The organism is Longispora fulva, from assembly GCF_015751905.1.
GTDB lineage: Bacteria > Actinomycetota > Actinomycetes > Mycobacteriales > Micromonosporaceae > Longispora > Longispora fulva.
Genome location: NZ_JADOUF010000001.1, coordinates 7,546,844 through 7,569,170, shown reverse-complemented (window position 1 = coordinate 7,569,170; position 22,327 = coordinate 7,546,844). Strand labels below are relative to the sequence as shown.

Annotated in this window: 22 protein-coding genes; 14 read left to right on the top strand and 8 right to left on the bottom strand. The window is 70.9% G+C overall.

Going from position 1 to position 22,327, the window contains the following annotated elements; genetic code table 11:
• Positions 1–41: 41 nt before the first annotated feature.
• Genes IW245_RS35045 through IW245_RS35020 form a run of 6 tightly spaced genes read right to left on the bottom strand, consistent with a single transcriptional unit; the run spans position 42 to position 5,851 of the window.
• Positions 42–1,286, bottom strand: a complete 1,245-nt coding sequence (locus IW245_RS35045; RefSeq protein WP_197007385.1) for a Coenzyme F420 hydrogenase/dehydrogenase, beta subunit C-terminal domain — start codon at positions 1,284–1,286, stop codon at positions 42–44.
• Positions 1,273–2,505: a polysaccharide pyruvyl transferase family protein gene (locus IW245_RS35040; RefSeq protein ID WP_197007384.1), complete on the bottom strand. Its 1,233-nt coding sequence runs from the start codon at positions 2,503–2,505 to the stop codon at positions 1,273–1,275. The genes IW245_RS35045 and IW245_RS35040 overlap by 14 nt, the downstream gene beginning before the upstream one ends.
• A complete protein-coding gene (locus tag IW245_RS42490) occupies positions 2,502–3,203 on the bottom strand; it encodes an acyltransferase (RefSeq protein ID WP_197007383.1) in 702 nt (233 codons plus the stop codon). Before IW245_RS42490 ends, IW245_RS35040 begins: the two co-directional genes overlap by 4 nt.
• 14 nt (positions 3,204–3,217) lie before the next feature.
• Positions 3,218–3,838 (bottom strand): PIG-L deacetylase family protein, encoded by a 621-nt coding sequence (locus IW245_RS35030; RefSeq protein WP_197007382.1) that lies wholly within the window; start codon positions 3,836–3,838, stop codon positions 3,218–3,220.
• On the bottom strand, positions 3,825–4,637 hold the full coding sequence (locus tag IW245_RS35025) for a sugar phosphate nucleotidyltransferase (protein ID WP_197007381.1): 813 nt from the start codon (positions 4,635–4,637) through the stop codon (positions 3,825–3,827). The genes IW245_RS35030 and IW245_RS35025 overlap by 14 nt, the downstream gene beginning before the upstream one ends.
• On the bottom strand, positions 4,634–5,851 hold the full coding sequence (locus IW245_RS35020) for a class I SAM-dependent methyltransferase (protein WP_197007380.1): 1,218 nt from the start codon (positions 5,849–5,851) through the stop codon (positions 4,634–4,636). The genes IW245_RS35025 and IW245_RS35020 overlap by 4 nt, the downstream gene beginning before the upstream one ends.
• A gap of 139 nt (positions 5,852–5,990) precedes the next feature.
• Here IW245_RS35020 and IW245_RS35015 point away from each other — a divergent pair, with 139 nt between their 5' ends.
• The 4 genes from IW245_RS35015 to IW245_RS35000 all read left to right on the top strand — a co-directional run bounded on the left by IW245_RS35015 (position 5,991) and on the right by IW245_RS35000 (position 10,513).
• Positions 5,991–7,016 (top strand): NAD-dependent epimerase/dehydratase family protein, encoded by a 1,026-nt coding sequence (locus tag IW245_RS35015; RefSeq protein ID WP_197007379.1) that lies wholly within the window; start codon positions 5,991–5,993, stop codon positions 7,014–7,016.
• Positions 7,013–8,137 (top strand): class I SAM-dependent methyltransferase, encoded by a 1,125-nt coding sequence (locus IW245_RS35010; protein ID WP_197007378.1) that lies wholly within the window; start codon positions 7,013–7,015, stop codon positions 8,135–8,137. Before IW245_RS35015 ends, IW245_RS35010 begins: the two co-directional genes overlap by 4 nt.
• A gap of 76 nt (positions 8,138–8,213) precedes the next feature.
• Positions 8,214–9,059, top strand: a complete 846-nt coding sequence (locus IW245_RS35005) for a glycosyltransferase family 2 protein (RefSeq protein ID WP_197007377.1) — start codon at positions 8,214–8,216, stop codon at positions 9,057–9,059.
• Positions 9,056–10,513 (top strand): oligosaccharide flippase family protein, encoded by a 1,458-nt coding sequence (locus IW245_RS35000; protein WP_197007376.1) that lies wholly within the window; start codon positions 9,056–9,058, stop codon positions 10,511–10,513. Before IW245_RS35005 ends, IW245_RS35000 begins: the two co-directional genes overlap by 4 nt.
• A 36-nt stretch (positions 10,514–10,549) precedes the next feature.
• On the opposite strand, the gene IW245_RS34995 is transcribed toward IW245_RS35000, so the two are convergent.
• A complete protein-coding gene (locus tag IW245_RS34995; protein ID WP_197007375.1) occupies positions 10,550–11,080 on the bottom strand; it encodes a dTDP-4-dehydrorhamnose 3,5-epimerase family protein in 531 nt (176 codons plus the stop codon).
• A gap of 360 nt (positions 11,081–11,440) precedes the next feature.
• Between IW245_RS34995 and IW245_RS34990 the strand changes: the two genes are divergently transcribed.
• From IW245_RS34990 to IW245_RS34945, 10 genes are read left to right on the top strand one after another with little or no spacing between them, the layout of a single operon-like run.
• Positions 11,441–12,451 (top strand): Gfo/Idh/MocA family protein, encoded by a 1,011-nt coding sequence (locus IW245_RS34990; protein ID WP_197007374.1) that lies wholly within the window; start codon positions 11,441–11,443, stop codon positions 12,449–12,451.
• Positions 12,448–13,536, top strand: a complete 1,089-nt coding sequence (locus tag IW245_RS34985; RefSeq protein ID WP_197007373.1) for a DegT/DnrJ/EryC1/StrS family aminotransferase — start codon at positions 12,448–12,450, stop codon at positions 13,534–13,536. The genes IW245_RS34990 and IW245_RS34985 overlap by 4 nt, the downstream gene beginning before the upstream one ends.
• Entirely contained in the window at positions 13,533–14,195 is a 663-nt protein-coding gene (locus tag IW245_RS34980) for a sugar transferase (RefSeq protein WP_197007372.1), read from the top strand. Before IW245_RS34985 ends, IW245_RS34980 begins: the two co-directional genes overlap by 4 nt.
• The gene (locus IW245_RS34975; RefSeq protein WP_197007371.1) at positions 14,195–15,448 is read left to right on the top strand and encodes a glycosyltransferase family 4 protein; all 1,254 of its coding nucleotides are present in this window, start codon (positions 14,195–14,197) and stop codon (positions 15,446–15,448) included. Before IW245_RS34980 ends, IW245_RS34975 begins: the two co-directional genes overlap by 1 nt.
• A gap of 9 nt (positions 15,449–15,457) precedes the next feature.
• Entirely contained in the window at positions 15,458–16,294 is an 837-nt protein-coding gene (locus tag IW245_RS34970; RefSeq protein ID WP_197007370.1) for a YveK family protein, read from the top strand.
• Between the two features lie 52 nt (positions 16,295–16,346).
• Positions 16,347–17,663 carry an O-antigen ligase family protein gene (locus IW245_RS34965; RefSeq protein WP_197007369.1) on the top strand — a complete coding sequence of 439 codons (1,317 nt, stop codon included), beginning with the start codon at positions 16,347–16,349 and terminating at the stop codon, positions 17,661–17,663.
• Positions 17,650–18,492: a glycosyltransferase family 2 protein gene (locus IW245_RS34960; protein WP_197007368.1), complete on the top strand. Its 843-nt coding sequence runs from the start codon at positions 17,650–17,652 to the stop codon at positions 18,490–18,492. The genes IW245_RS34965 and IW245_RS34960 overlap by 14 nt, the downstream gene beginning before the upstream one ends.
• Positions 18,486–19,373: a glycosyltransferase family 2 protein gene (locus IW245_RS34955; RefSeq protein ID WP_233473073.1), complete on the top strand. Its 888-nt coding sequence runs from the start codon at positions 18,486–18,488 to the stop codon at positions 19,371–19,373. The genes IW245_RS34960 and IW245_RS34955 overlap by 7 nt, the downstream gene beginning before the upstream one ends.
• A complete protein-coding gene (locus tag IW245_RS34950; RefSeq protein WP_197007367.1) occupies positions 19,370–20,422 on the top strand; it encodes a glycosyltransferase in 1,053 nt (350 codons plus the stop codon). Before IW245_RS34955 ends, IW245_RS34950 begins: the two co-directional genes overlap by 4 nt.
• A 10-nt stretch (positions 20,423–20,432) precedes the next feature.
• Complete coding sequence (locus tag IW245_RS34945; RefSeq protein ID WP_197007366.1) at positions 20,433–21,542, top strand: right-handed parallel beta-helix repeat-containing protein; 1,110 nt, start codon at positions 20,433–20,435, stop codon at positions 21,540–21,542.
• On the opposite strand, the gene IW245_RS34940 is transcribed toward IW245_RS34945, so the two are convergent.
• Positions 21,539–22,315, bottom strand: coding sequence for an alpha/beta hydrolase (locus tag IW245_RS34940; RefSeq protein ID WP_197007365.1), 777 nt, complete (start codon positions 22,313–22,315; stop codon positions 21,539–21,541). The two genes, IW245_RS34945 and IW245_RS34940, sit on opposite strands and share 4 nt — an antisense overlap.
• Positions 22,316–22,327: the final 12 nt, after the last annotated feature.

Below are 22,327 nucleotides of genomic sequence, written 5' to 3'. Positions count from 1 at the left end.
CGCCCTGCCGGGCCACAGCCAAGGCCACGGCACAGCCACTATTAAGGCCGATACTCCTCGACAACGGACCGCTGACGCAGCCCCCGCCGCCCGATCCGCCGCACAGTCCCCACAGTGGACCTGAGCTTGTCCTTGACGGTCAGCTTCCGCAGCCAGATCCCGAACATCGGCAGACCGCGATACCGGGGCGCGGGCAGCCCCGACAACCGCAGCGCCACGGTCCGCCCCCACACCGCCCCGCGCACCTTCAACAAACCGGCCTGCGAAGCCGGCAACCGGTCATACGGCACCGCTTCGGCGACGAGCACCCCGGCCGCGATGGCCGCGAGCACGATCTCCACGCCCCGCGCGGTCCTGGCCACGATCAGCGACCGGCCCGGGTCCCCGGCCGTCGGGCGGTGCCACGGGTCGCCCACGGACACGTCGGCGAACTCGCCGGTGTGGTCGGCGCACAGGTAGCAGCGCCACTGCCGGTGCTTCTCCAGGATGCCGCCCCAGGAGGCGTCGTAGCTGAGCTGGCGTTCGCCGGGTTCGGCGCGGGCTTCGCCGGGCCAGCCCTCTCCCCGGTAGTGCAGGGACTTGAGCTGCTCGGGATCGGAGCCCAGGGCCTTGATCAGCTCCAGTGTCCCGCGCGTTGAGGGCGTGCCGGCGCAGAAGATGGCGATGGTGAGACCGAGCTTGGCGTCCAGGCCAGGGCGCAGCGCGCGGGCCTTGTGCGAGGCGGCCACGTCGCAGGGCTTGCCGATGAACACGCTCGGCGCGTCGGCGTCCTCGACGAGGCCGAGGCCCTCGGCGGGGCTGGCGGGCGCGTACCGGGAGCCGACGTGTTCGAGCAGCTCAGCCTGGGTGCGGCTGAACTTGACCTCGTTGAGGTAGGGGATGTCGGCGCGGGCGCCGGTGTGCAGCACCCCGCCGAAGCCCCGGTGTTCGAGGCAGAACCCGGCGAGGGCAGTGGCGGCCCCGCCGGAGGAGGCGGCGTACCGCAGCGACTCGGGAGCCGCGTAGCCCTCCCACATGCCGAGGACCGGTCCCCAGCCGTCGAGCTGCGGGCGGTCGTCGGCGACGGCGGTGAGCCCGACCCCGGGGCAGGCCCGCAGCGCGTCGGCCTCGCGGGGCGCGCGGCCCGGAGCCTCCGGCCCCGGGCCCCGGTCGACCGGCCGGATCGGCAGCGGCCGGCGGCCCTCCGCGAGGACGTCCACCATCCGGTAGGACTCCGGCGCCATGTACGCGCACACCCCGCACCCCGTGCACATCTTCCGCGCCGCCACATCCTCAATGCTGCGCACGGATCAGCTCCACCAGGTCGTCGAGCTGCTGCCCGGCGGCGGTCCGGGCCCGCGCCGAGCCGGTGACGAGTTCCTCGCGGGTGGCCGCGCGGGCCGTCCACGAGTCCCACAGCTCCGACAGCAGGGTGTCGGTGTCCAGGGTGCGGGCGTCGGCCACCCGGTGGCCCTGGCCGGCGGTGGCGAACACGCCCCGGGCCTTGTCCGAATAGGCGACGCAGGCCGCCGGTACCCCGGAGGAGAGCGCCGCGATCGTGGCGTGCATCCGCATTCCGCACAACCAGTCGCCCCGCGCGATCAGCCACTTGGACTCCTGACAGTCCAGGCCGGCGGGCGCGGCGGTGACCCGCTCGGGGCCGTACTCCTTCGACAGCCGCGACACCAGGGTCTGGGTGATCGCGTCGTCGTCGTCCCGCGCCCCGGGGGTGGACACGTGCGGCACGAACAGCAGCCGCGCGCCGTCGTCGAGGAGTTTGCGGGTGAGCACCTCGACGACCTTCACGAGGTCGGCCGACAGCCCGAAGCGCGTCTCGGCCGGGTCGAGGAGCAGACCGGACACGTTGAGGACGGCGACGTCGCCGCCGCCGAGCGCCAGCCAGGCCTCCAGTTCCTCGGACTCGAACGGCCGGGTGGGCAGCGCGAACGCGACGTCCACGCCCTGGCGGTGCTTGGCCGGGTCGAAGCCGCCCCCGACGAGTTCCTTGAGTCGGGCGAAGCTGTCCGGATCGCGGGCCCAGGCCCCGGCGGCGGCGAGGACCAGATCGCGGGCCTCGCGCCGGGTGGCGTCGCCGTGGAACGGGCCGTACGTCTGGGGCAGGAAGATCAGCGGGCGGCTGCGGGCCACGGCGAGCTTCTTGGGCCAGTTGACGAGCCGCCAGCGCACCGGGCTGTACAGGTCGGTGAAGCTGTCCCCACCCGAGGTGTCCAGGACGGCGTCTGCGGCGTTCAGCCGGGCGGCCCCCGGGTTGGCGATGCCGCCGAGCGCGGCGGACACGGCCATATGGTGGTAGGACTCTGGGCGGTGGTAGCGCCGGGTCAGGCGCGCGCCGACCCGGGTGACGCCGGGCAGCTTGGGGTCGGGGCGCACGCCCCAGCCGTCGTCGTACCAGGTCACCTCGGCGTCGGGCACCCTGCTGAGGATGCCGGTGGCCGTGGCGGTGGCCAGGGCGGCGACGCCGCGGTTGCGGGCCTCGCCGTTGGAGCCGAACAGGGCGACCTTCACGCGACACCGCCCGAACCGTCGCCGACCGGAGAACCGGCGGCCGAGGTCGCACCGTCGAAGCCGAGGGACGGCCGGACGACGGTGTCGGGCGTCGCTGGCGCGAGCACGCCGTCGACCGCCACGAACACCTCGCCGGTGGCCGGGCACTTCCACCGCGCGCCGTCGGCGACGAGCCGCTCTCCGGACCGGCCGACCCACCCGATCCACCGGGCCGGGTTACCGACCACGAGAGCGAACGCCGGCACGTCCTTCGTCACCACGGACCCCGCCCCGACCAGGGCGTAACTCCCGATCTCCACACCGGCGACCACCACGCTGCGGGCCCCGACCGAGGCCCCGGTCCGTACCGTCACAGGGTCGGCGTGCCAGTCGTCGGCGTTCTTCAGCTCGCCGTCGAGGTCGATCGACCGGGGATACCTGTCGTTGGTCAGGATCACGCCCGGACCGAGGAACACGCCGTCCTCGACCAAGGCCGGCTCGAACACCATGGCGTAGTTGTGCACCTTGCACCGGTCGCCGATCGTCACGCCCGGCCCGATGTACGCGCCCCGGCCGATGTTGCAGTCCGCGCCGACCACCGCCCCGGTCCGGATCTGGGCGAGGTGCCAGACCCGGGTGCCGGCACCGATCGTCACGCCCTCGTCGATGTCGGCGGATTCCTGAATCACGAGACGCGCCTCACTTCGTTCGGTGGTCACTCGACCACGTTGTGTCACTCAACTACCAGAGTCATCTTCGAGACGGTGAAGGCCTCGGCGTACCGGCGGCGGCACTCCGCCCCGCGCAGTCGGGCCAGGGCCAGGAAGAACTCGTCGTCCCACCAGTCCCGGGCGTGCTGGGACGGGTAGCACTTGTGCAGCAGCTCGACCTTGCGGCGCGCGACGTCGTCGGTCAGCGGCACGTACACGTTGGGCCGGCCCAGGTCCCCGTCCCACTTCGGGATCTCGTAGTGCAGGATCTGGGCGTCGCGGAACGCGGTCGGGGCCAGCTCGGCGAGCAGCCGGTGGTCCTGGTGCGCGTCGTAGAGCGACGGGGCGAGCACCAGGTCGGCCGGCACCGTGGCCGCGGCCTGCACGGCGGCCTTGGCCTCCGCCCAGTGCGCCGGCAGCCGGCCGTCGGGCAGCGCCGAGAACGCGAACGTGATCTCCGCGCCGGGCAGGAACGCCGCGGCGGCGGCCCTGGCCTCGGCGAGCCGGGCCGGGGACCCGGTCAGTAGTACATAATGGACGGTCTTGGGGTTCAGCGACAGCAGCAGTCCGCCGGCCGCGATCTCGATGTCGTCCGGGTGCGCGCCGAGCAGCGTCAGCCGCTCGACGGCCTCAAGCCGAGCCATCAGACCCCCGGTCGGCGCCGTGCAGCTCGTCCCACAGCATCCACGGCGCGGTGCCGTGGTTGTAGAGGGCTTCGAGCTCGGCCCGCTCCTTGAGCGTGTCGGCCGGACACCAGAACCCGTGATACGGGTACGCCAGCAGCTCCTTGCGCTCCGCCAGCCGCGCGAACGCCTCCACGACCAGCTCTTCGCCCTCGTGCAGCACGTCGAAGACGCTGGGCCGCAGGACGAAGTAGCCGCCATTCTCGTAGGCGAGCATCTCGCGCATCGGGCGCAGCCGCTCGACGTGCCCCTCGGCGGTGAACTCGACCATGTGGTGCGAGGACTGCGGCGGCACGGCCAGCAGCGAGGCCTGGGCCCCGGTGGCCCGGACCCGCTCGATGATCTCCGGCAGCGGCGCGTCGGTGAGGGTGTCGGCGTAGTTGGCCAGGAACATCTCCTCGCCCTCGACATGCTTGCGCACCGCGAGCAGTCGCTCACCGATCGTGGCCTTCAGCCCGGTGTCGACGAACGTGATCGTCCAGTCCTCGATGTCGCTGGAGGCCAACTCGATCTTCCGGCCGCCCTCGGACAGGGTGAAGTCGTTCGACCGGGTCTCGTCGTAGTTGAGGAAGAAGTCCTTGACCGCCGACGCGCCGTAGCCGAGGCAGAGGACGAAGTCGGTGTGCCCGAAATGCGCGTAGTAGCGCATCACATGCCAGAGCAGCGGGCGGTCGCCCACCATCACCATGGGCTTCGGGGCGTCGGACGTGCCGTCGCGCATCCGCATCCCGTAACCACCGCAGAACAGGACTACCTTCACGACACTTCCAGGGTCGGGATCGGGTAAACGAGCTTGCCGCCCCAGTCGCGCACGTATGCCAACTGGGCGTCCAGCTCGATCTTCAGGTTCCAGGGCAGGACGAGGACATAGTCCGGTCGGTCCTTTTCGATGCGATCCGGAGCGAAGATCGGGATATGGGTACCGGGGAGGAACTTCCCGTGTTTGTGCGGGCTGCGGTCCACGGTGTAGGCCAGCAGGTCCTCGCGGATGCCGCACTGGTTGAGCAGGGTGTTGCCCTTGCCCGGAGCCCCGTAGCCGACGACCGTCTTGCCCTCGCGCCGCGCGGTGATCAGGAAGTCCAGCAGGTCGAACTTCACCTTGTCGACCTCCGCCGCGAAGCCCTTGTGGCCGGCGACGTCGTGCAGGCCGGCCTCAGCCTCGCGCGCGAGGAGGTCCTGGGCGCGCTGCGAGAGCGGCTGTTCGGTGAGCCGGGCGTGAACTCTCAGCGACCCGCCGTGCGTGTCGAGCTCCTCGACGTCGACCAGGTGCAGGCCGCCGCTGGCGAGCGCGCGCTGGGCGGTGAGGAGCGTGTAGTACTGGTAGTGCTCGTGGTAGATCGTGTCGTACTGCCGGCGTTCGATCAGCCGCAGCAGGTGCGGGAACTCCAGCGTGACCAGCCCGGTCTCCTTCACCAGGGCGGCGAGCCCCTTCGTGAAGCCCGTGATGTCCGGGATGTGCGCATAGACGTTGTTGCCGCAGACCAGGTCGGCCCGGCCGTGCTTCGCCGCCACGGCGGCGCCGGTCTCCGGGCCGAGGAACTCGACCTCGGTGCGGATGCCCTTGGCGCGGGCGACCTCGGCGACGTTGGCCGCCGGCTCGACCCCGACGACCGGGATCCCGCGCGCGACGAAGTGCTGCAGCAGGTAGCCGTCGTTGCTGGCCACCTCGGTGACCAGGCTGTTCTCGTCCAGCCCGAGGGTCTCGGCCATCGAGTCGGCGTAGTTCTTGGCGTGCGCGACCCACGAATCCGAGTAGGAGGAGAAGTAGGCGTAGTCGGAGAAGATGTCCTCGCCGGCCACATACGCCGGCAGCTGGACGAGCAGGCAACTCGGGCAGACCCGGACATGCAGCGGGTAGAATGATTCTCTTTCATCAAGTTTGTCCGCAGCGAGAAAAGACTCGCACAGGGGGGACATCCCCAGATTGACGAAGGTTTCGGTCAAATCGGCGCCGCACAGACGGCACTCAGGCACGATCACCGGGCTAGTCAATGATCTCTCCACACGTGCGGTCCAGGGGTCAGTAAAAAACCCGTCAGAGGGTATGGGACACAATACTTATCGCTTACAGTCGCGGCGTATCACTCTGCCTGGGGCCTGGGGGTCAAAGAACATGCGCGTGCTCGTCACCGGTCACCACGGATACATCGGAAGTGTCCTCACACCCCTGCTCAAAGAAGCCGGGCACGACGTGGTTGGCCTGGACACCGACTTCTTCGCATCCTGCCTGCTGGGCTCGGAGGTCGACGAGGTGCCCTCCGTCGAGGTGGACATCCGCGACGTCACGCCGGCGCACTGCGAGGGCTTCGACGCCGTCCTGCACCTGGCGGCGCTGTCCAACGACCCGCTGGGCAACCTGTCCCCTCAGATCACATATGACATCAACCAGCACGCCTCGGTCCGGCTCGCCGCCGCCGCCAAGGCCGCCGGTGTCCGCCGTTTCCTGTTCTCGTCCTCCTGCAGCCTGTACGGCGCCGGCGGCGACGCCCCGGTCACCGAGGACGCCGGGTTCTACCCGGTGACCCCGTACGGCGAGTCCAAGGTGCTGGCCGAGCAGGAGATCTCCAAGCTCGCCGACGCCGACTTCGTGCCCACCTACCTGCGCAACGCCACCGCCTACGGGGTCTCCCCCCGGCTGCGCGGCGACATCGTGGTGAACAACCTCGTCGCGCACGCCGTGACCACCGGCAAGGTGCTGCTCCAGTCCGACGGCACCCCGTGGCGACCCCTGGTGCACTGCGAGGACATCGCCCGCGCGTTCGTGGCCCTGCTCGAGGCCGACGAGGACCTGATCAGGGACCGCGCGTACAACGTGGGCCTGACCAGCGAGAACTACCGGATCCGCGAGGTCGCCGAGCTGGTCGGCGCGGCCGTGGAGGGCAGCGTGGTCAGCTTCGCCGAGGGCGCGTCCTCCGACAAGCGCGACTACCGGGTCGACTGTGAGCGGATCAAGAACGAGATTCCCGGGTTCCAGCCGCGGTGGACCGTGCCGACCGGCATCGCGCAGCTCGTCGCGGCGTACCGGGAGCACGGGCTGACGGCCGAGGAGTTCGCGGGCGTGAAGTACCAGCGGATCGCCCGGATCCGGGAGCTGCTCGACAGCGGCCTGCTGGGACCCGACCTGCGCCCCGCGTCGTGACCCGGCAGCACACCTCCGAGCTGACCTGCGAGGCCTGTGGGGCCCTCGGCCTCACACCGTGCGCCGACCTGGGGCTGTTCCCGGCCACCTGCGGGATGACCTGGCCCGAGCCCCCGACCGACCCCGTCCTGGGCCGGATGGACCTGTGGTACTGCCCGAGCTGCGCGCACGTCGTCAACCGGGCCTTCACCGAGGACCTCCGGGCCACCGACGGGCTGTTCGACAACGGCATGCTGTCCTCCGCGTCGTACCGCGCGCACGTGGCGGGGGTGGCCGAACGGGTGCTCGGCCGGGCGCTGCCGACCCGCACCCTGGAACTGGGCTGCGGCGAGGGCGAGCTGCTCGAGCTGCTGCCCGGCGAGCGGACCGGTTGGAGCCGGCACGTGCCGGAGCCCACCACCCTGGGCGGCTACACGCTCAACGCCGGCTCCTGGACCCCCGGGGCCGGGGCCTACGACCTCGTCGTCGCCCGGCACGTCCTCGAACACGTCGCCGACCCGCTCGGCCTGCTGCGCCAGCTCCGGAGCGTCACCGACGGCCGGGGCTACTTCGAGGTCCCCGACGCCGGCTACGACCTGGGCGCGGCCGGTTGGGACGTGATCTACCCGCACGCGCAGTACTTCCACGCCGGGTCCCTGGTCGCGATGTGCGAGCGGGCCGGGTTCACGGTGACGAACTACGGGCTGACGTTCCACGACCAGTACCTGTATGTCGAGGTCAGCACCCATCCCGGGGCGGAGAGGGCCGAGGCCTGCGTCGACTGCGGGCCGTTGGACAACGACCACCAGCGTGCGGTCGCGCAGAACTTCGGCGACCGGTTCGGCGCGCTGATCGACCGGTGGCAGGGCGTGGTCAAGGCCCACCACAGGCCGGCGCTGTGGGGTGCCGGGGCCCGGGGCCTGACCTTCCTGGCCACCGTGGACCCCGGGCACGCCATGACCGTCGTCGACCTGAACCCGGGCAAACACGGTCGTTTCCTGGCAACCGGGCACCGGGTCGACCCGCCGTCGAGCCTCCCCCCGGACACCGATGTCGTGATCATCACGAACCCGGCGTACCAGAAGGAGATCGAAAGGTCCGTCGCGGAGCTGGGCGTCACCTGCGAGGTGCTGGTCGCATGAGCGAGCGCCAGCGAGTGAATCAGGGACACAGCGGCGACGTGCCTCATGCGGCCGGCGAGCGCAGCGAGGCGGGCGCATGAGGTTGACCGTCGGGATGCCCGTGTACAACGGCGAGAAGTACGTCGCGGAGACCATCGCGGCGCTGCTCGCCCAGGACTACGACGACTTCGAGCTCCTGATCAGCGACAACTGCTCCACCGACAGCACACCGGAGATCGTCAGGTCGTTCGGGGACGACCGGATCCGCTACACCAGGACCGACCGCAACATCGGCGGCGTGCACAACTTCAACCGGGTCGTGGCGCTCGCCGAGGGCGAGCTGTTCAAGTGGACCGGGTACGACGACATGTGCGCCCCGACGATGCTCAGCCGCTGCGTCGACGCCCTGGACGCCGCGCCGGGGGCCGTGCTCGCCTACCCGCGCACGGTCCTGATCGACGGGGCCGGCGAACGGACCCGTTCGCACCGCGACTTCCTCGACCTGCGCGCACCGTCGCCGTGGCGGCGGGTGGCCCGCTACGCCCGCAAGATCAGCCTGGTGAACCCGATGTACGGCGTGATCCGCACGGCAGCCCTCCGGCGCACCGGGATCCTCCGCACCTACGTCTCCAGCGACTACACGATGCTCGCGGAGCTGGCCGCGCTGGGCGAGTTCCACGAGGTGCCCGAAGAACTGTTCTTCCGCCGGGTGCACGAGGACTCCACGGCCCTGGCCCCAGAGCGCAAACTGGCGGACCTGGCCCGGTGGTGGAACCCGGACGGCCCGGCCAGGGCCCGCGCGCCGAGGCTGCGGATGCAGGCGGAGACGGCGCGGGCGCTGCTCGCGATCGACCCCGCCTCGGCGGTGGCCTGGACGCTGAACTGGAACGCGCGCAAGACCAAGGACCGGCTCAGCAGACTCAAAAGGAGATTCGTCCGGTGAAGAGCGCCGTCGGCTGGTCCTACATCCTCACCGGCGGACGCCTCGCCGTGACCATGATCGTGATGCTGCTGCTGGCCCGGCTCCTGGGCCCGGCGGCGCTCGGCGTGCTCACCCTGGCCCTGGTGCTCGTCAACCTCGTGCAGGCCGTGCTCCAACAGGGCCTGATGGCCGCGATCATCCAGCGGTCCGAGCTGCGCGACGAGCACCTGAACGCCGCGTTCTGGCTGCTCCTGGTCCTCAGCGTCGTGCTCGCCCTCGGCCTGGCGGCGGTCACCCCGCTCTACGCCAGCGCGGCGCACTCCAAGTCCCTGACCGGGGTCTGCCTGGCGCTCACTCCGCTGCTACCGCTGCTCGCGCTGTCCCTGATCCCGGAGGCGCTGCTCCGCCGGGAGCTGCAGTTCAAGACCCTGACGATGCGGTCGCTGTCCTCGGTCATGCTCGGCGGCGTCGTGGGCGTCGGGATGGCGTTCGCGGGGTACGGGGTCTGGGCCCTCGTCGCCCAGCAGCTGATCACGGCCGCGGTCGGGGTGGCCGTGCTGTGGGCGCGGACCGACTGGCGGCCGAGCCGGCCCCGGGTCGGCCCGGCCCGCGAGCTGTGGAGCTTCTCGTCCCGGTCGGCGCTGGCCAGCGTGGGCCTGCTGATCGGTACCCGGGGCTACGTCCTGATCACCGGGTACTACTTCGGCGCCGTCGCCGTCGGTCTGCTCCGGCTGGCCTCCCGACTGTCGGAGACCCTGGTGGACGTGGCCGCCCGGTCCCTGCAACAGGTGTCCCTGCCCGAGTTGTCGCGGTTGCAGGACGACAAACCGGCGTTCGCGGCCCGGCTCGGCGCGCTCCAGCACCTCGGGGCGCTGCTCGGCCTGCCGGCGCTCGGCATCCTGGCCGGGATCGCGCACCCGTTCATGGTGTTCCTCGGCCCGGCCTGGTCGCCCGCGGCCAACGCACTGCAACTGCTCTGCCTGGTCGGCGCGGTCAACGTCTACGGCGTCCTGCTCGGCCCGGCCCTCCAGGCGGCCGGGAGGCCCGGAACGCTGTCCGTGGTGGTCTGGAGCCAGGCCGGCCTCTCCCTGGTCGGCTACGCGGTCGTGGGGCACTTCGCCGACAGCATGACGGTGGCCGAGCAGGTGTTCGGGATCGCCCTGACCACGCTGGTCTCCGAGGTGGTCGTAGTGGCCGCCGCGCTGTGGTGGACGCTGCACCGGGTGCTCCAGGTGCCGCTGTGGCCGGCCCTGGGACCGACGCTGCCGGCCGCGCTGGCCGGGGTGGTCGGGTTCGGGGTGGCCGCGCTCATCGACGCCGTGGACCGGCACCTGCCGCCCGCGGTGGCGGTGCTGTTGCAGGGGACGGTGGCCGTGCTGGTCGCCGGGGGGCTGCTGATCGTGCTGGACTCCAAGGCGCGGGACATCCTGGGCCGGCTCGGCCGGAAGCTGCGGCTGACCCCGGCCAGGGTCTGACCTGCCCGGGCCGGGCCTCCCGGCAGGCCGGGCCGGCTAGCGGACGAAGTCCGGGTAGGTCGCGTCCCGGTCGGCGATCACGGTCGGCTCGCGCGGCCACTCGATCCCGAACGCCGGGTCGTCCCACCGCGCGCCCCGGTAGGCGTCCGGGGCGTACCTCTCGGACATCTGGTAGGTGATCTCGACGTCGTCGGTGAGCGTGATGTAACCATGCGCAAAGCCAGCGGGCACGTAGAGTGTCGCGCGGTTGGCGGCGGACAGCTCGACGGCCGCGTGCTCCAGGTACGTCGCCGAGTCGGGGCGGACGTCGACGACCACGTCCCAGATCGCGCCGGCCGTGACCCGGACGAGCTTCACCTCGGCGTGCGGCGCGACCTGCCAGTGCATGCCGCGCAGGGTGCCGGCGCGGGGATTGGTGGCGACGCTGCCCTGCACGTACACCGTGGCCAGGCCGTGTTCGGCGAACTCGTCGGCGCAGAACACCCTGGCGAACAGGCCCCGGTGGTCACCGACGGGCTCGGGCGTGATGAGGTATGCCCCGGCGGGGGCGAGTGGCGTGAACAGCACCCGGCCAGCCTATCGGCAGCAGAGTTCACCACTGCGCTGCGTGAGGGTCAGTTTCGGGTCATGTCGAACAGGTGTCATCAACTCATGACTATTGGCTGAATCCGGCAAGTGTCATATAAGCCGCGCAAGCCGTCCACATCGGATCATATGACGACTCAATCCGATGAGGGAGTAAGTAATAAAACGCGCTTATCGGATTAGTCCCAGCACTATTTTCTTCCGCTACGCGGAAGTAAGGAAGGCGACACCAGCTCTGACCGGTACTCCACTTGCGCGGGTGCCAGCCCAACCGGGAAGCTTTCCCGACAACCTATGTGACCGGTCATATACGTTTAGTAGCGAGCCTGGGGAGATCTGGTAATGCGCGTTGGTGTCATCGGTTGCGGGTACTGGGGAGCGAAGCACCTCCGCGTCCTCACGCAGATTCCGGACGTCGATCTGGTCGTGGCGATCGACCGCCGCGAGGACCAGCTCAAGCAGCTCCAGCAGCAGTTCCCCGGCGTGCTGTGCGTCTCGGAACTCGACGAGGCGCTGGACCTGGTGGACGCGGCCATCGTCGCGACCCCGCCCCGCACCCACGGCCCGATCGCGAAGCGGCTGCTCGCGGCCGGCAAGCACGTGCTCGTCGAGAAGCCGATGACGGCGTCGACCGCCGAGGCGCTGGAGCTCATCGCGCTCGCCGAGGCCGGCGGCCTGACGCTCATGACCGGGCACACCTTCGCCTACAACGCCGCGGTGATCGCGCTGCGGGACCTGGTGGCCTCCGGCGAACTGGGCTCCATCTACTACCTCGACTCCGCTCGACTGAACCTCGGCCTCTACCAGCCCGACGTCAACGTCGTCTGGGATCTGGCCCCGCACGACATCTCCATCATCAACACTGTTCTCGACGCGGAGCCCACTTCCGTTACAGCCTTCGGCTCCAAGCACGCTGGGTCACCTTTTGAGGACGTAGCGTATCTGCGGCTGGACTACGGCACCATCGGCGCAACGGCCAACCTGCACGTCAGCTGGTTGCACCCCTCCAAGGTGCGTCAGACCACCGTGGTCGGCAGCCAGCGGATGGCCGTGTACGACGACATGCTCGACGAGGGCCGGCTGCGCATCTACGACAAGGGCGTCCAGGCCCAGCCCACCAACGACGGCGCGGTGCCGATGACCTACCGGTACGGCGGCATCGTCTCCCCGCACATCGCGTTCACCGAGCCGCTGATGAGCGAGGACAAGCACTTCGTCGAGTGCATCCGGACCGGGGCCCGCCCGAAGACGGACGGTTACGCCGGCCTGGCGGTCGTCCGGGTCCTGGAAGCCGCGAACGAATCCATCCAGACCGGTCGCACGGTCGAACTGCTGGAGGTTACGAAGGCATGAAGGTTCCCTTCATGGACCTGCGGGCGATGCACGCCCCGATCGAGGACCGGGTCCTCGAGCTGGTCCGGGAGCTCGCCGGCACGTCGGCGTTCATCGGCGGCCGGCACGTCGCGGAGTTCGAGAGCGCCTGGGCGGCGTACTGCGGGGTCGAGCACGCCGTCGGCGTCGCCAACGGCACCGACGCGATCGTCCTGACCCTGCGGGCGCTGGGCGTAGGCCCGGGCGACGAGGTGCTGGTCCCGGCGAACACGTTCATCGCCAGCGCCGCCGCCGTGTCCGCCGCCGGGGCCACCCCGGTGTTCGTGGACGTCGACCCGGTGCACCTGCAGGTCACACCGGACACACTCGACGCCGGGCGGACGGAGCGGACGAAGGCGGTCCTGCTCGTACACCTCTATGGGCACATTGTCCTTCCTGAGCCGATTCTGGCCTTCGCCAACGCGCACGGCCTCGTCGTCGTCGAGGACGCGGCGCAGGCGCATGGCGCGACCTGGGAGGGCCGGCGGGCCGGCTCGTTCGGCGTCGCGGCCTGCTTCAGCTTCTACCCGGGCAAGAACCTCGGCGCGTGGGGCGACGGCGGCGCGGTCGTGACCGACGACCCGGCGCTCGCCGAGCGGATCCGCACCCTGGCCAACCACGGCAGGGCCGGCGGGGACCACTACCGGCACGCGGAGATCGGCATCAACAGCCGGCTGGACGCGATGCAGGCCGGGATCCTGTCCCTCAAACTCCCCCTTCTGGACGGATGGAACGCCCAGAAGGATGACATCGTCGACCTCTACCGCAACAAGCTCGGTGGGATGATCGTTGAGCCGCCCGACGGGGTCACCTCCGCCTGGCACCTCCTGGTCGTGCGGGTCGCCGACCGGGACGCCGTCCGCGCCGAACTGGACCGCAAGGAGATCCAGACCGGCGTGCACTACCCGATCCCGTGTCACCAGCAGCCCGCGTACAACGTGGCCGCGCACGCGCCCGTCGCCGAGTCGGCCGCTCGTGAGCTGTTGTCCCTGCCGTTGTTCCCGACCATGACGGAGGCCCAGGTGGAGTACGTGTCCGCCGCCCTTACGGGGGCGCTGCGAGGATGAGCGTCGAGCAGGCGGTACTACGCATCGCACCGCGGGGGATGAGCGCGCGTCAGCTCGTCGAGGCCGCGGCGGCGATCGTGCTGCTGTTTCTGCTGTCCCCGTTGCTGATCGCCGTGGCCATCGCGGTGAAGGCGACGAGTCCGGGTCCGGTGCTGTTCCGACAGAGCCGGCTCGGGCTGCACCGGGAGGAGTTCCCGGTCATCAAGTTCCGCACGATGAGCCACAACAACGACGACCGGCAGCACCGGGAGTACGTGTCGAGCATGCTCACCTCCGAGAAGGCCGCGCATGGCGGCGAGGAGGGGGTCTTCAAGCTCACCAAGGACGCCCGGATCACCCCGATCGGGGCGTTCCTGCGGCGGACCAGCCTGGATGAGCTGCCCCAGCTGTGGAACGTCCTCAAGGGCGAGATGTCCCTGGTGGGCCCGCGGCCGGTGCTGGAGTGGGAGGCGGCGTTGTTCCCGCCCGGGGCGGAGCAGCGGTTCGCCGCCCGGCCCGGAATGACCGGTTTGTGGCAGGTGAGCGGGCGGTCCACGGTGGACTACAAGGCCGCCCTGGAGCTCGACGTCATCTACGTCCGCAACAAGTCGCTGTGGTTCGACCTGAAGATCCTGCTCAAGACCGTCCAGGTCATCTTCGACCGCTCGGTGGCCCGCTGATGTCCAGGCCGCACGTGGTGATCGCCGTGGCCAACCTGCCGGTCGAGCGTGACCGCCGGGTGATCCGGGAGTGCCGCGCGCTGGAGGGCGCCGGCTACCGGGTCTCGGTGATCTGCCCCCGGGGAACCAGGGGTCTCCGGGTCGTCCCGGGCACCGCCGACACCCGGATCCTGGCCTACCCGCAGCCGTTCGCCGGTGGTGGGCTGCTGTCCTTCGCAGTCGAGTTCGCCTGGTCCTTCTTCTGGATCGCGCTCCGCCTCGCCCAGGCCGTGCTGTTCCAGCGGGCCCGGGCGGCGCAGGCGTGCAACCCGCCGGACGTGTTCTGGCCGCTGGCCCTGGCGATGCGCGCCCTGGGCAAACCCTTCGTCTTCGACCACCACGACCTGTCCCCCGAGGTGTACGAGAGCCGGGGCGGCAACCCGACCGGCGCGGTGCACCGGGTGCTCCGGCTGCTGGAGTGGCTGTCGCTGCGGTGCGCGTCGGCCGTGGTGTCGACGAACGAGTCGTACAAGCAGATGGCGATCGACCGGGGGCGCGTGCGGCCCGACCGGATCACGGTGGTCCGCAACGGGCCGGCCGCCGGCGAGATCACTGTCCGACCTGTCCATAAATCAGATAAACACACCATTGTGTACCTCGGCGTCCTCGGCGCCCAGGACGGCGTCGACGCCGCGGTGCTCGCCGCCGCCGAACTCCGGCACGTCCGCTCCGACTGGCGGATGGTCATCGCCGGGGACGGCGAGTGCCTGGCCGACCTGAAGGCGCTCAGCACCGCCCAGGGCCTCGACGACGTCGTCGAGTTCACCGGCTGGCTGGGCCCGGAGGAGGTGGACGAGCTGCTCTCCCGGGCGACCGTGGCGCTGCAGCCCGACCCGCCGACCCCGCACGCCGAGCGGTCCACGATGGCGAAGACCGTGGAATATCTCGGTCGCGGGGTGCCGGTCGTCGCCGTGGACCTGATCGAGACCCGGCGCAGCGCGGCGGAAGCTGCCGTGTACGTGCCGACGGGCGCGCCGAAGGAACTGGCGGCCGCGCTCGACGAACTGTTGTCCGACCCGGAACGGCGTGCCACGATGTCCGGTTTAGGTAGGTCCCGCTTTGTCGAGGAGCTCGCCTGGGAACATCAGGCGTCCCGCTACATCGCCCTGTGGGATAGGTTACTGGCACGGTACGGTGCCGATAAGGTGCCCGCTCCCCGCCCAGCTCCACACGACCAGGTCACCACTGGGCGTGCACGCGCAGAAACTTCGTGAGGCCCCATTATGGATCTTTGGGACATCGGTCGGCTCCTTCTGCGCCGCTGGTTCGTGTTCATCCCACTTCTGCTGATCACGGCCGTGGCGACGCTGCAGACGTCGAACTACGTGAAGCCGGAGTTCACCGCGACCGGCTCGCTGCTCCTCGTGCCGCCGAACGGCAAGGCCGCGCCCGTGCCCGCCGGCAAGCAGGCCCCGCCCGGTAACCCGTGGGCGGAGCTCGGCCCGGTGCAGATGGCCCAGGCGGTCACGATCATCCTGGAGAGCCAGAAGGTCCGCCAGGAGGCGGCGACCCAGGGCGTGGAGCCCGGGTACACGCTGAAGATCGTCACCCGGAGCGCGATCATCGAGGCCTCGGTGACCTCGAAGAGCACCGGCAAGGCGCAGGCCACCGTGCAGTGGGTGCTCAAGAAGATCACCAACGAGATCAACGACAAGCAGAAGGCGTTCGCCGAACAGCCCACGTTGAAGATCAACACGGAGACCCTGGACGGCGCCGGCACCGTCACGCCCGTGACCACCGGGGTCCGCCGCGCCCAGATCGGCATCGCCGGCGTCGGCTTCCTGATCACCATCGTCTTCACCATCATCGTCGACGCGCTGATCACGATGATCCGCCGCCGCAGGGAGAAGATGGTGCGCGGCGCGGTCCGGGCCGTGGTGCCCGCCGGGCAGACCACCGTGCACTCCAGCCTGTTCAGCGCGCGGGACGCCAAGGCCAAGTCGATCACCAGCGCCGACACCATGGTGCTGAGCGTGATCTCAGCGGAGGACGAGCCGACCGTGCGGCAGGCCGGGCAGAACGCCGGCCCGAGTGCGCCAGATGGCCCGCCGCAGCACTGACATGACGTCCGTACCCCTCAGTGCGGCCCCGCGATCGTCGGAGCCACTCAGCGTGACTCCGCGGTCGTCCGGGCAGGCCCTCGTCCGGATCGCCGCCAACCCGGTCGGTCTGCTGTCCGCCGTCGTCTTCCTCATCTACTGGCTGCCCGCACGCGTCATCGTGCCGGGCCTGACCAGCATCGGCCGGCCGGGCACCCTGCTGGCCCTCGGCCTGATGCTGCTGTGGCTGCTGGCGCACCTGCATCCCGACCACGTGGTGGCGGGCCGGCAGCCGATGCGCTGGGGCCTGCTGGCGTACTTCCTCACCCTGGCGGCCTCCTACATCTCCGGCGAGCTGCGTGGACTCAGCGTGCTGGAGTCCAACAACGCCGACCGGACCATGCTCGCCGCCGGGGCCCTGATCGGGGTCGCGCTGATGGCGGCGGACGGGCTGCGCAGCCGGCGCCAGCTCGGGCTGATGCTGCGGGTGCTGTTCTGGTCCGGGGTGTTCATGTCCATCGTCGGCATCCTGCAGTTCGCGCTGCGCAAGGACATCACGATCTACATTCAGCCGCCCGGCCTGGTGTTCCAGGCTCCGCCGGTCGGCTTCTCCAACCGGGGTTCCGGCGGGCTGGTCCGGGTGGCCGGCACCGTTGGCCACTACATCGAGTTCAGTACGCTCGTCGCCGCCGTGGTGGTGCCGCTCGGCCTGCACTTCAGCCGGTACGCGGTCCGGTCGCTGGAGCGCCAACTGATCGCGGTCGCCACGGTGATCAGCGCCTGCGCGATCCCGCTGGCCCTGTCGCGGACGGGCATCCTGGCCCTGTTCATCTCGATGCTCGTCGTCGGGATCGCGTGGCCGTGGAAGCGCCGGATCACGATCGGGCTGGCGACCCTGGCCACCACCGCCGCGTTCAGCGTGATCAGACCGGGCCTGCTGGGCACCCTGCGCGCCCTGTTCTTCCACTCGGAGAACGACCCGAGCCTGTCGGGCCGCACCGACGACTACGCCCGGGTGTTCCCGCTGATCTTCGAGCGGCCGTGGCTGGGCCGGGGCACGGGCACGTTCATCCCGGAGCAGTACTTCCTGCTGGACAACCAGTGGCTGTTGACCCTGGTCAGCTCGGGCGTCATCGGCGTGCTCGGCCTGGTGGCGCTGTTCTTCACCGGCATGGGCCAGGGGATCGCGGTCTGGCGGCGCGCCGCCCGGGAGTCCGACCGGCACCTGTCCGCCTGCCTGGTCGGCGGTCTGGCCGCCTTCACGTTTTCGGCGTTCACGTTCGATGCCCTGTTCTTCACCACCTTCGTGGTGACGCTCGGGCTGCTGCTGGGCGCCGTCGGGGCGCTCTGGCGGATCAGCGGGTCGGGGAGAGCTCATGACCGGTACTGACATCCTGATGATCACCTACGAGCGGCCGGAGTACGTCCGGCTCTCGCTGCCCAGGCTGCTGGAGACGTGCGGACCGGACGACCGGGTGTGGCTCTGGCACAACGGCGGGCACGAGGAGACGCTCGCGGTGACCCGGGAGTACGCCGAGCACCCGAAAGTGGCCCGGTTCCACCACAGCCCGGACAACGTCGGACTGCGGATCCCCACGAACTGGCTGTGGGCCGAGTCCGACGGCTCTTATCTGTCCAAAGTGGATGACGATTGCCTCGTATCGCCCGGATGGATCGAGAAATTGCGCACCGCGCACGAGGACGTGCCGGAGTTCGGCGTGATCTGCAGCTGGCGGTTCCTCGAGGAGGACTACCGCCCCGAGCTGGCCTCGAAAAAGACCGTCGAGTACGCGGGCGGCCACCAGCTGCTGCGCAACCACTGGGTGCAGGGCTCCGGTTACCTGGCCAAGCGCGCGGTACTGGAGGGCGTGGGGCCGCTGACCGACGGGCACTCGTTCACGAGCTGGTGTCTGGATGCCGCGCGGGCCGGCTGGGTCAACGGGTGGTATTTCCCGTTCATCCCCGAGGACCACATGGACGACCCGCGCAGCCCGCACACCGTGTACACGAACGACGAGGAGCTGCGCGCCCGGCTCCCGCTGTCGGCCAAGACGACCGGGGTGAACACCCTCGCGGACTGGACGGCGCAGATGAAGCGCTCGGCGGTGGTCGCCCAGACCGCCTCGCTGGACCTGCGTGACTACTTCGGCTGGCGGAAGACCCGCAGGTCGGTGTTCCGGAGGATCCGGAGGACCCTGACGGGGAAGGCGCCGTGGTAGCGACCGAGGACGGGTGCCCGGCGACGGAGCCGGACGGGTCGAACACCGTGGCGGGTTCCGGCGCGGGCGGCTGCTCGATTCTGATCCCCGCGCACAACGACGCCGCCGGCCTGGCCCGACTGTTGCCGCGGCTCGCCGGCCTGGACGTCACCGTGATCGCCAACGGCTGCGCCGACGACACCGCCGAGGTGGCCCGCGCCGCCGGGGTCCGGGTGATCGAACTCGCCGAGGCGTCCAAGGCCGCGGCCCTCAACGCCGGCGACGCCGCCGCGACCGGTTTCCCCCGGATCTACCTCGACGCCGACGTGCAGGTCACCGCCGAGGGCATCGCCGCCCTGATCAGAGCCTTCGACGACCCTCGGGTGTACGCCGCGACCCTGCGCCGGAAACTCGCCGTCGCCGGCCGCCCCCTGGCCCTGCGCGGCTACTTCGCCATCCAGGCCCGGCTCCCCCTCTACCGGCGGGCGCTGTTCGGCCGGGGCGTGGTCGCGGTCAGCGAAGCCGGTCGGGCCCGGTTCGACACGTTCGGTGGCCTTGCCGCGCGAGCGCCACAGGCCGGCCTTGCCGCGGACGCGAGCGCGCAGGAAATCATCGCCGACGACCTGTTCCTCGACCGGCTGTTCACCGACGCCGAGAAGGCCGTCGCGGACGGCGACAGCGTCGTGGACACCGCGCGCGGCACGGCCGAGCTGGTCGGCCGGCTGTCCCGCGTCCGGGCCGGCACCGCCCAGCAGGGCGCGACCGGCAGCCGGACGGCGTGGCTGAGGCTCGCCGCGCCCCGACCGTGGCTGTGGCCTGCCGCGCTGTGCTACGTGGCGATCACCGTGGCCGCCGAGCGCCGCCGCCGGACGACCCCGACGACGTGGGAGGTGGCCCGGTGACGGCCACCGAGGGCCCGCAGGCTGTGGCGGCCCGGGGCGGGGACGGCACGCCGGGTGTGGACGCGGTGACCGTGGTTCTCGTGGCGTACCGGACGCGGGAGCTCATCCTGACGTGCCTCGCCGGGCTGCCGCCCGAGTGCCCCGTGATCGTGGTGGACAACGCCTCGGGGGACGGGACGGCTGAGGCGATCGAGGCGGCGTACCCGAAAATTGATCTTGTTCGGTCGGAGGAGAACCTCGGCTTCGCCCGGGCCGTGAACCTCGCGGCCGCACGGGTCCGGACGCCCTACCTGATGCTGCTCAACCCGGACACCGAACCGGTCGGCGACCCGGTCGGCGCGCTCCTGCACCACGCCATCGCCCACCCGGAGCCGGGCATCTACGCCGGCCGCACGCTGCGCCGGGACGGCTCCGACGACGGCCGCTCCGTCTTCGGCCTGCCGACGCTGTGGGGCTACCTGTGCTTCGCCACCGGCCTGTCCTCGGTGTTCCGGCGCTCCCGGCTGTTCAACCCCGAGGAGTGCGCCGGGCCCGACCGCGCGGTCGGCGGGCCGGCCCCGGCTGCCTCCGGCTGCGTCATGCTGCTCGAGCGGGCGCTGTTCGAGCGGCTCGGCGGCTTCGACCCCCGGTTCTTCATGTACTCCGAGGACGTCGACCTCAGCTACCGCGCCGGCCTGCTCGGCCGGGGTCCGGTGCTGGTCGCCGGTGCGACCGTCGTGCACGAGAACGGGGCGTCGTCGAGCCAGACCGTCAAGCGGGTGATGGTGCTGCGCGGCAAGGTGACGTTCGTCCGGCTGCGGTGGTCGCCGCTCCGGGGCCGGGTCGGGCTCGCGCTGATCGGGCTCGGGGTGTGGGTGCGGTCGCTGGTCGGGAAGGGGTGGGCCGAGGTGTGGGGACGGCGTGCCGAGTGGCGGGCCGGCTGGCCGGAACCCACGGCTCCGGCTCCGATCCCGGCCTCGACTCCGGCCATGGCTCCGGCCTCGGTGCCTGGTCCGGATTCCGGACCGGTTCCGGCTTCCGGCCCGGTCCCGGCGCCGGAATCGGCCTAGGGTCACAGCGATGGCCGCGCCGATCGACGAGTACGCGCCCGATCTGCTCAACGCGCCGACCCACCCGCCCCGGCGAACCCGCCAGCCGCTCGGCCTGGTCCTGTTCGTCGTCGGCCTGACCGTGGCGTTCCTGGTCGCGATAGGGCTCCTCGCGCTGGCCCCCGGCGAACACCCCACCCGGCGCGCGGCCGGACCGACCGCCGTCGACGGGGACGACGACCCGGACGGGCCGACCGGTCCCGTGCCGACCAGGTCCGGGCGGGTCGCGCCGGACGACTCGCGGCAGACCACCGGGCCGCGGACGGACATCACCGGCTGGCCGGGGCCGGACACCACCGGGGTGCCGCCGGGTACCGTGCTGCGCCCGATGGCCGGCACCACGATCACGGTCGCCGGCACGGTGCTCGACGGGGTCGACATCGCCGGCTGCGTGATGATCAAGGCGGACCACGTGACGATCCGCAACAGCCGGATCCGGGGAGCGTGCGCCGTGGGTACCGTCCGCACCGACATCGACGGACTGACCCGCGACACGGTCCTCGACCACGTGGAGGTCGACGGCCAGCGCCGCGCGCCCACCTGGCCGCTCGTCGTCGGTTCCAACTACACCTGCCACCGGTGTGACCTGCACGGCGGCGGCTCGCAGCTGCACTTCACCGACAACGTGACGGTGACGGAGTCGTGGCTGCACGACCCGTACGAGGCCGGGGCCAGCCACAACAGCGCCATGGCCAGCCACGGGGGCGGCGGGAACGTGATCCGTGGCAACACGCTCGACTGCGGGGCGACCGGGAACTGCTCGGCGGCCCTGGCCCTGTACGGGAACTTCGGGCCCATCCACGACGTGCTCGTCGAGGGCAACCTGTTCTCCGGCGGCAGCTACTGCCTGTACGCGGGCAGCCTCGTGACCAAGCCGTTCCCGGTGGCGAACAATGTCCGGATCGTGGGGAACGCGTTCGCCCGGACCCCGTACGCGAAGTGCGGACACTACGGGCCGGCCACGTCGTGGACCCGGGAGTCCAACGAGTGGCGCGGCAACTACTGGAACGAGCCGGGCCGGCCGGAGGTGGTCGACCCCGTGACCGAAGCCGAACAGCGGGCGGCCAAGAAGCGTCCCTAGCGGGGGACGTCCTTGAAAGCGGCGACCGTGCGGTCCGCGTAGGCGCTCGCGTCGCCCTGGCCCATCTCGCCGGCCCACTCCCGGGGCAGCGGATACCGGTCCGGCGCCACCCGGCGGACGATCTCGTCCAGCACCGTCTCCGCGTCGCCCACCCACAGGTGCTTGGCCCCGGGCACCCCCACGACCTCGGCCTGCGGGATCACCCCGAACCGCTCAGCGGCCTCGGCCGGCCGCAGGTAGTCGTCGAACTCGGGCACCAGCGCGGTCAGCGGCTTGCCGTCGGCGGCCCACGCCGCCAGATCCGCCGGCTCGGAGAACCGCAGCGGCGGGGACAACAGGATCGCGCCGCGCACCCCGGGATCCAGGCCGTACTTCAGCGCCAGGTCCGTGCCGAACGACCAGCCGATCAGCCAGATGTCCGGCAGCTCGGCGAACTCCGCGAACTCCAGCGCGGCGGCCACGTCGAAGCGCTCGGCGTTGCCGCCGTCGAACTCTCCCCCGCTGCGGCCCCGGACACTGGACGTGCCCCGCGAGTTGTACCGCAGCACCGCGACGTCGGCGAGCGCCGGCAGCCGCCAGGCGGCCTTGCGGTACACGTGGCTGTCCATCATGCCGCCGTGGGTGGGCAGCGGGTGCAGGCAGATCAGGGTGGCGACCGGCGGCCGGTCGGCGGGGAGCGCCAGCTCGCCGACGAGCGTGTGCCCGTCGGCGGTGTGCAGCTCGATGTCCTCCCGGCGGGCCGGCAGGATCGAGTTCGCCCGGATCGGCTGCATGACGGATCTCCT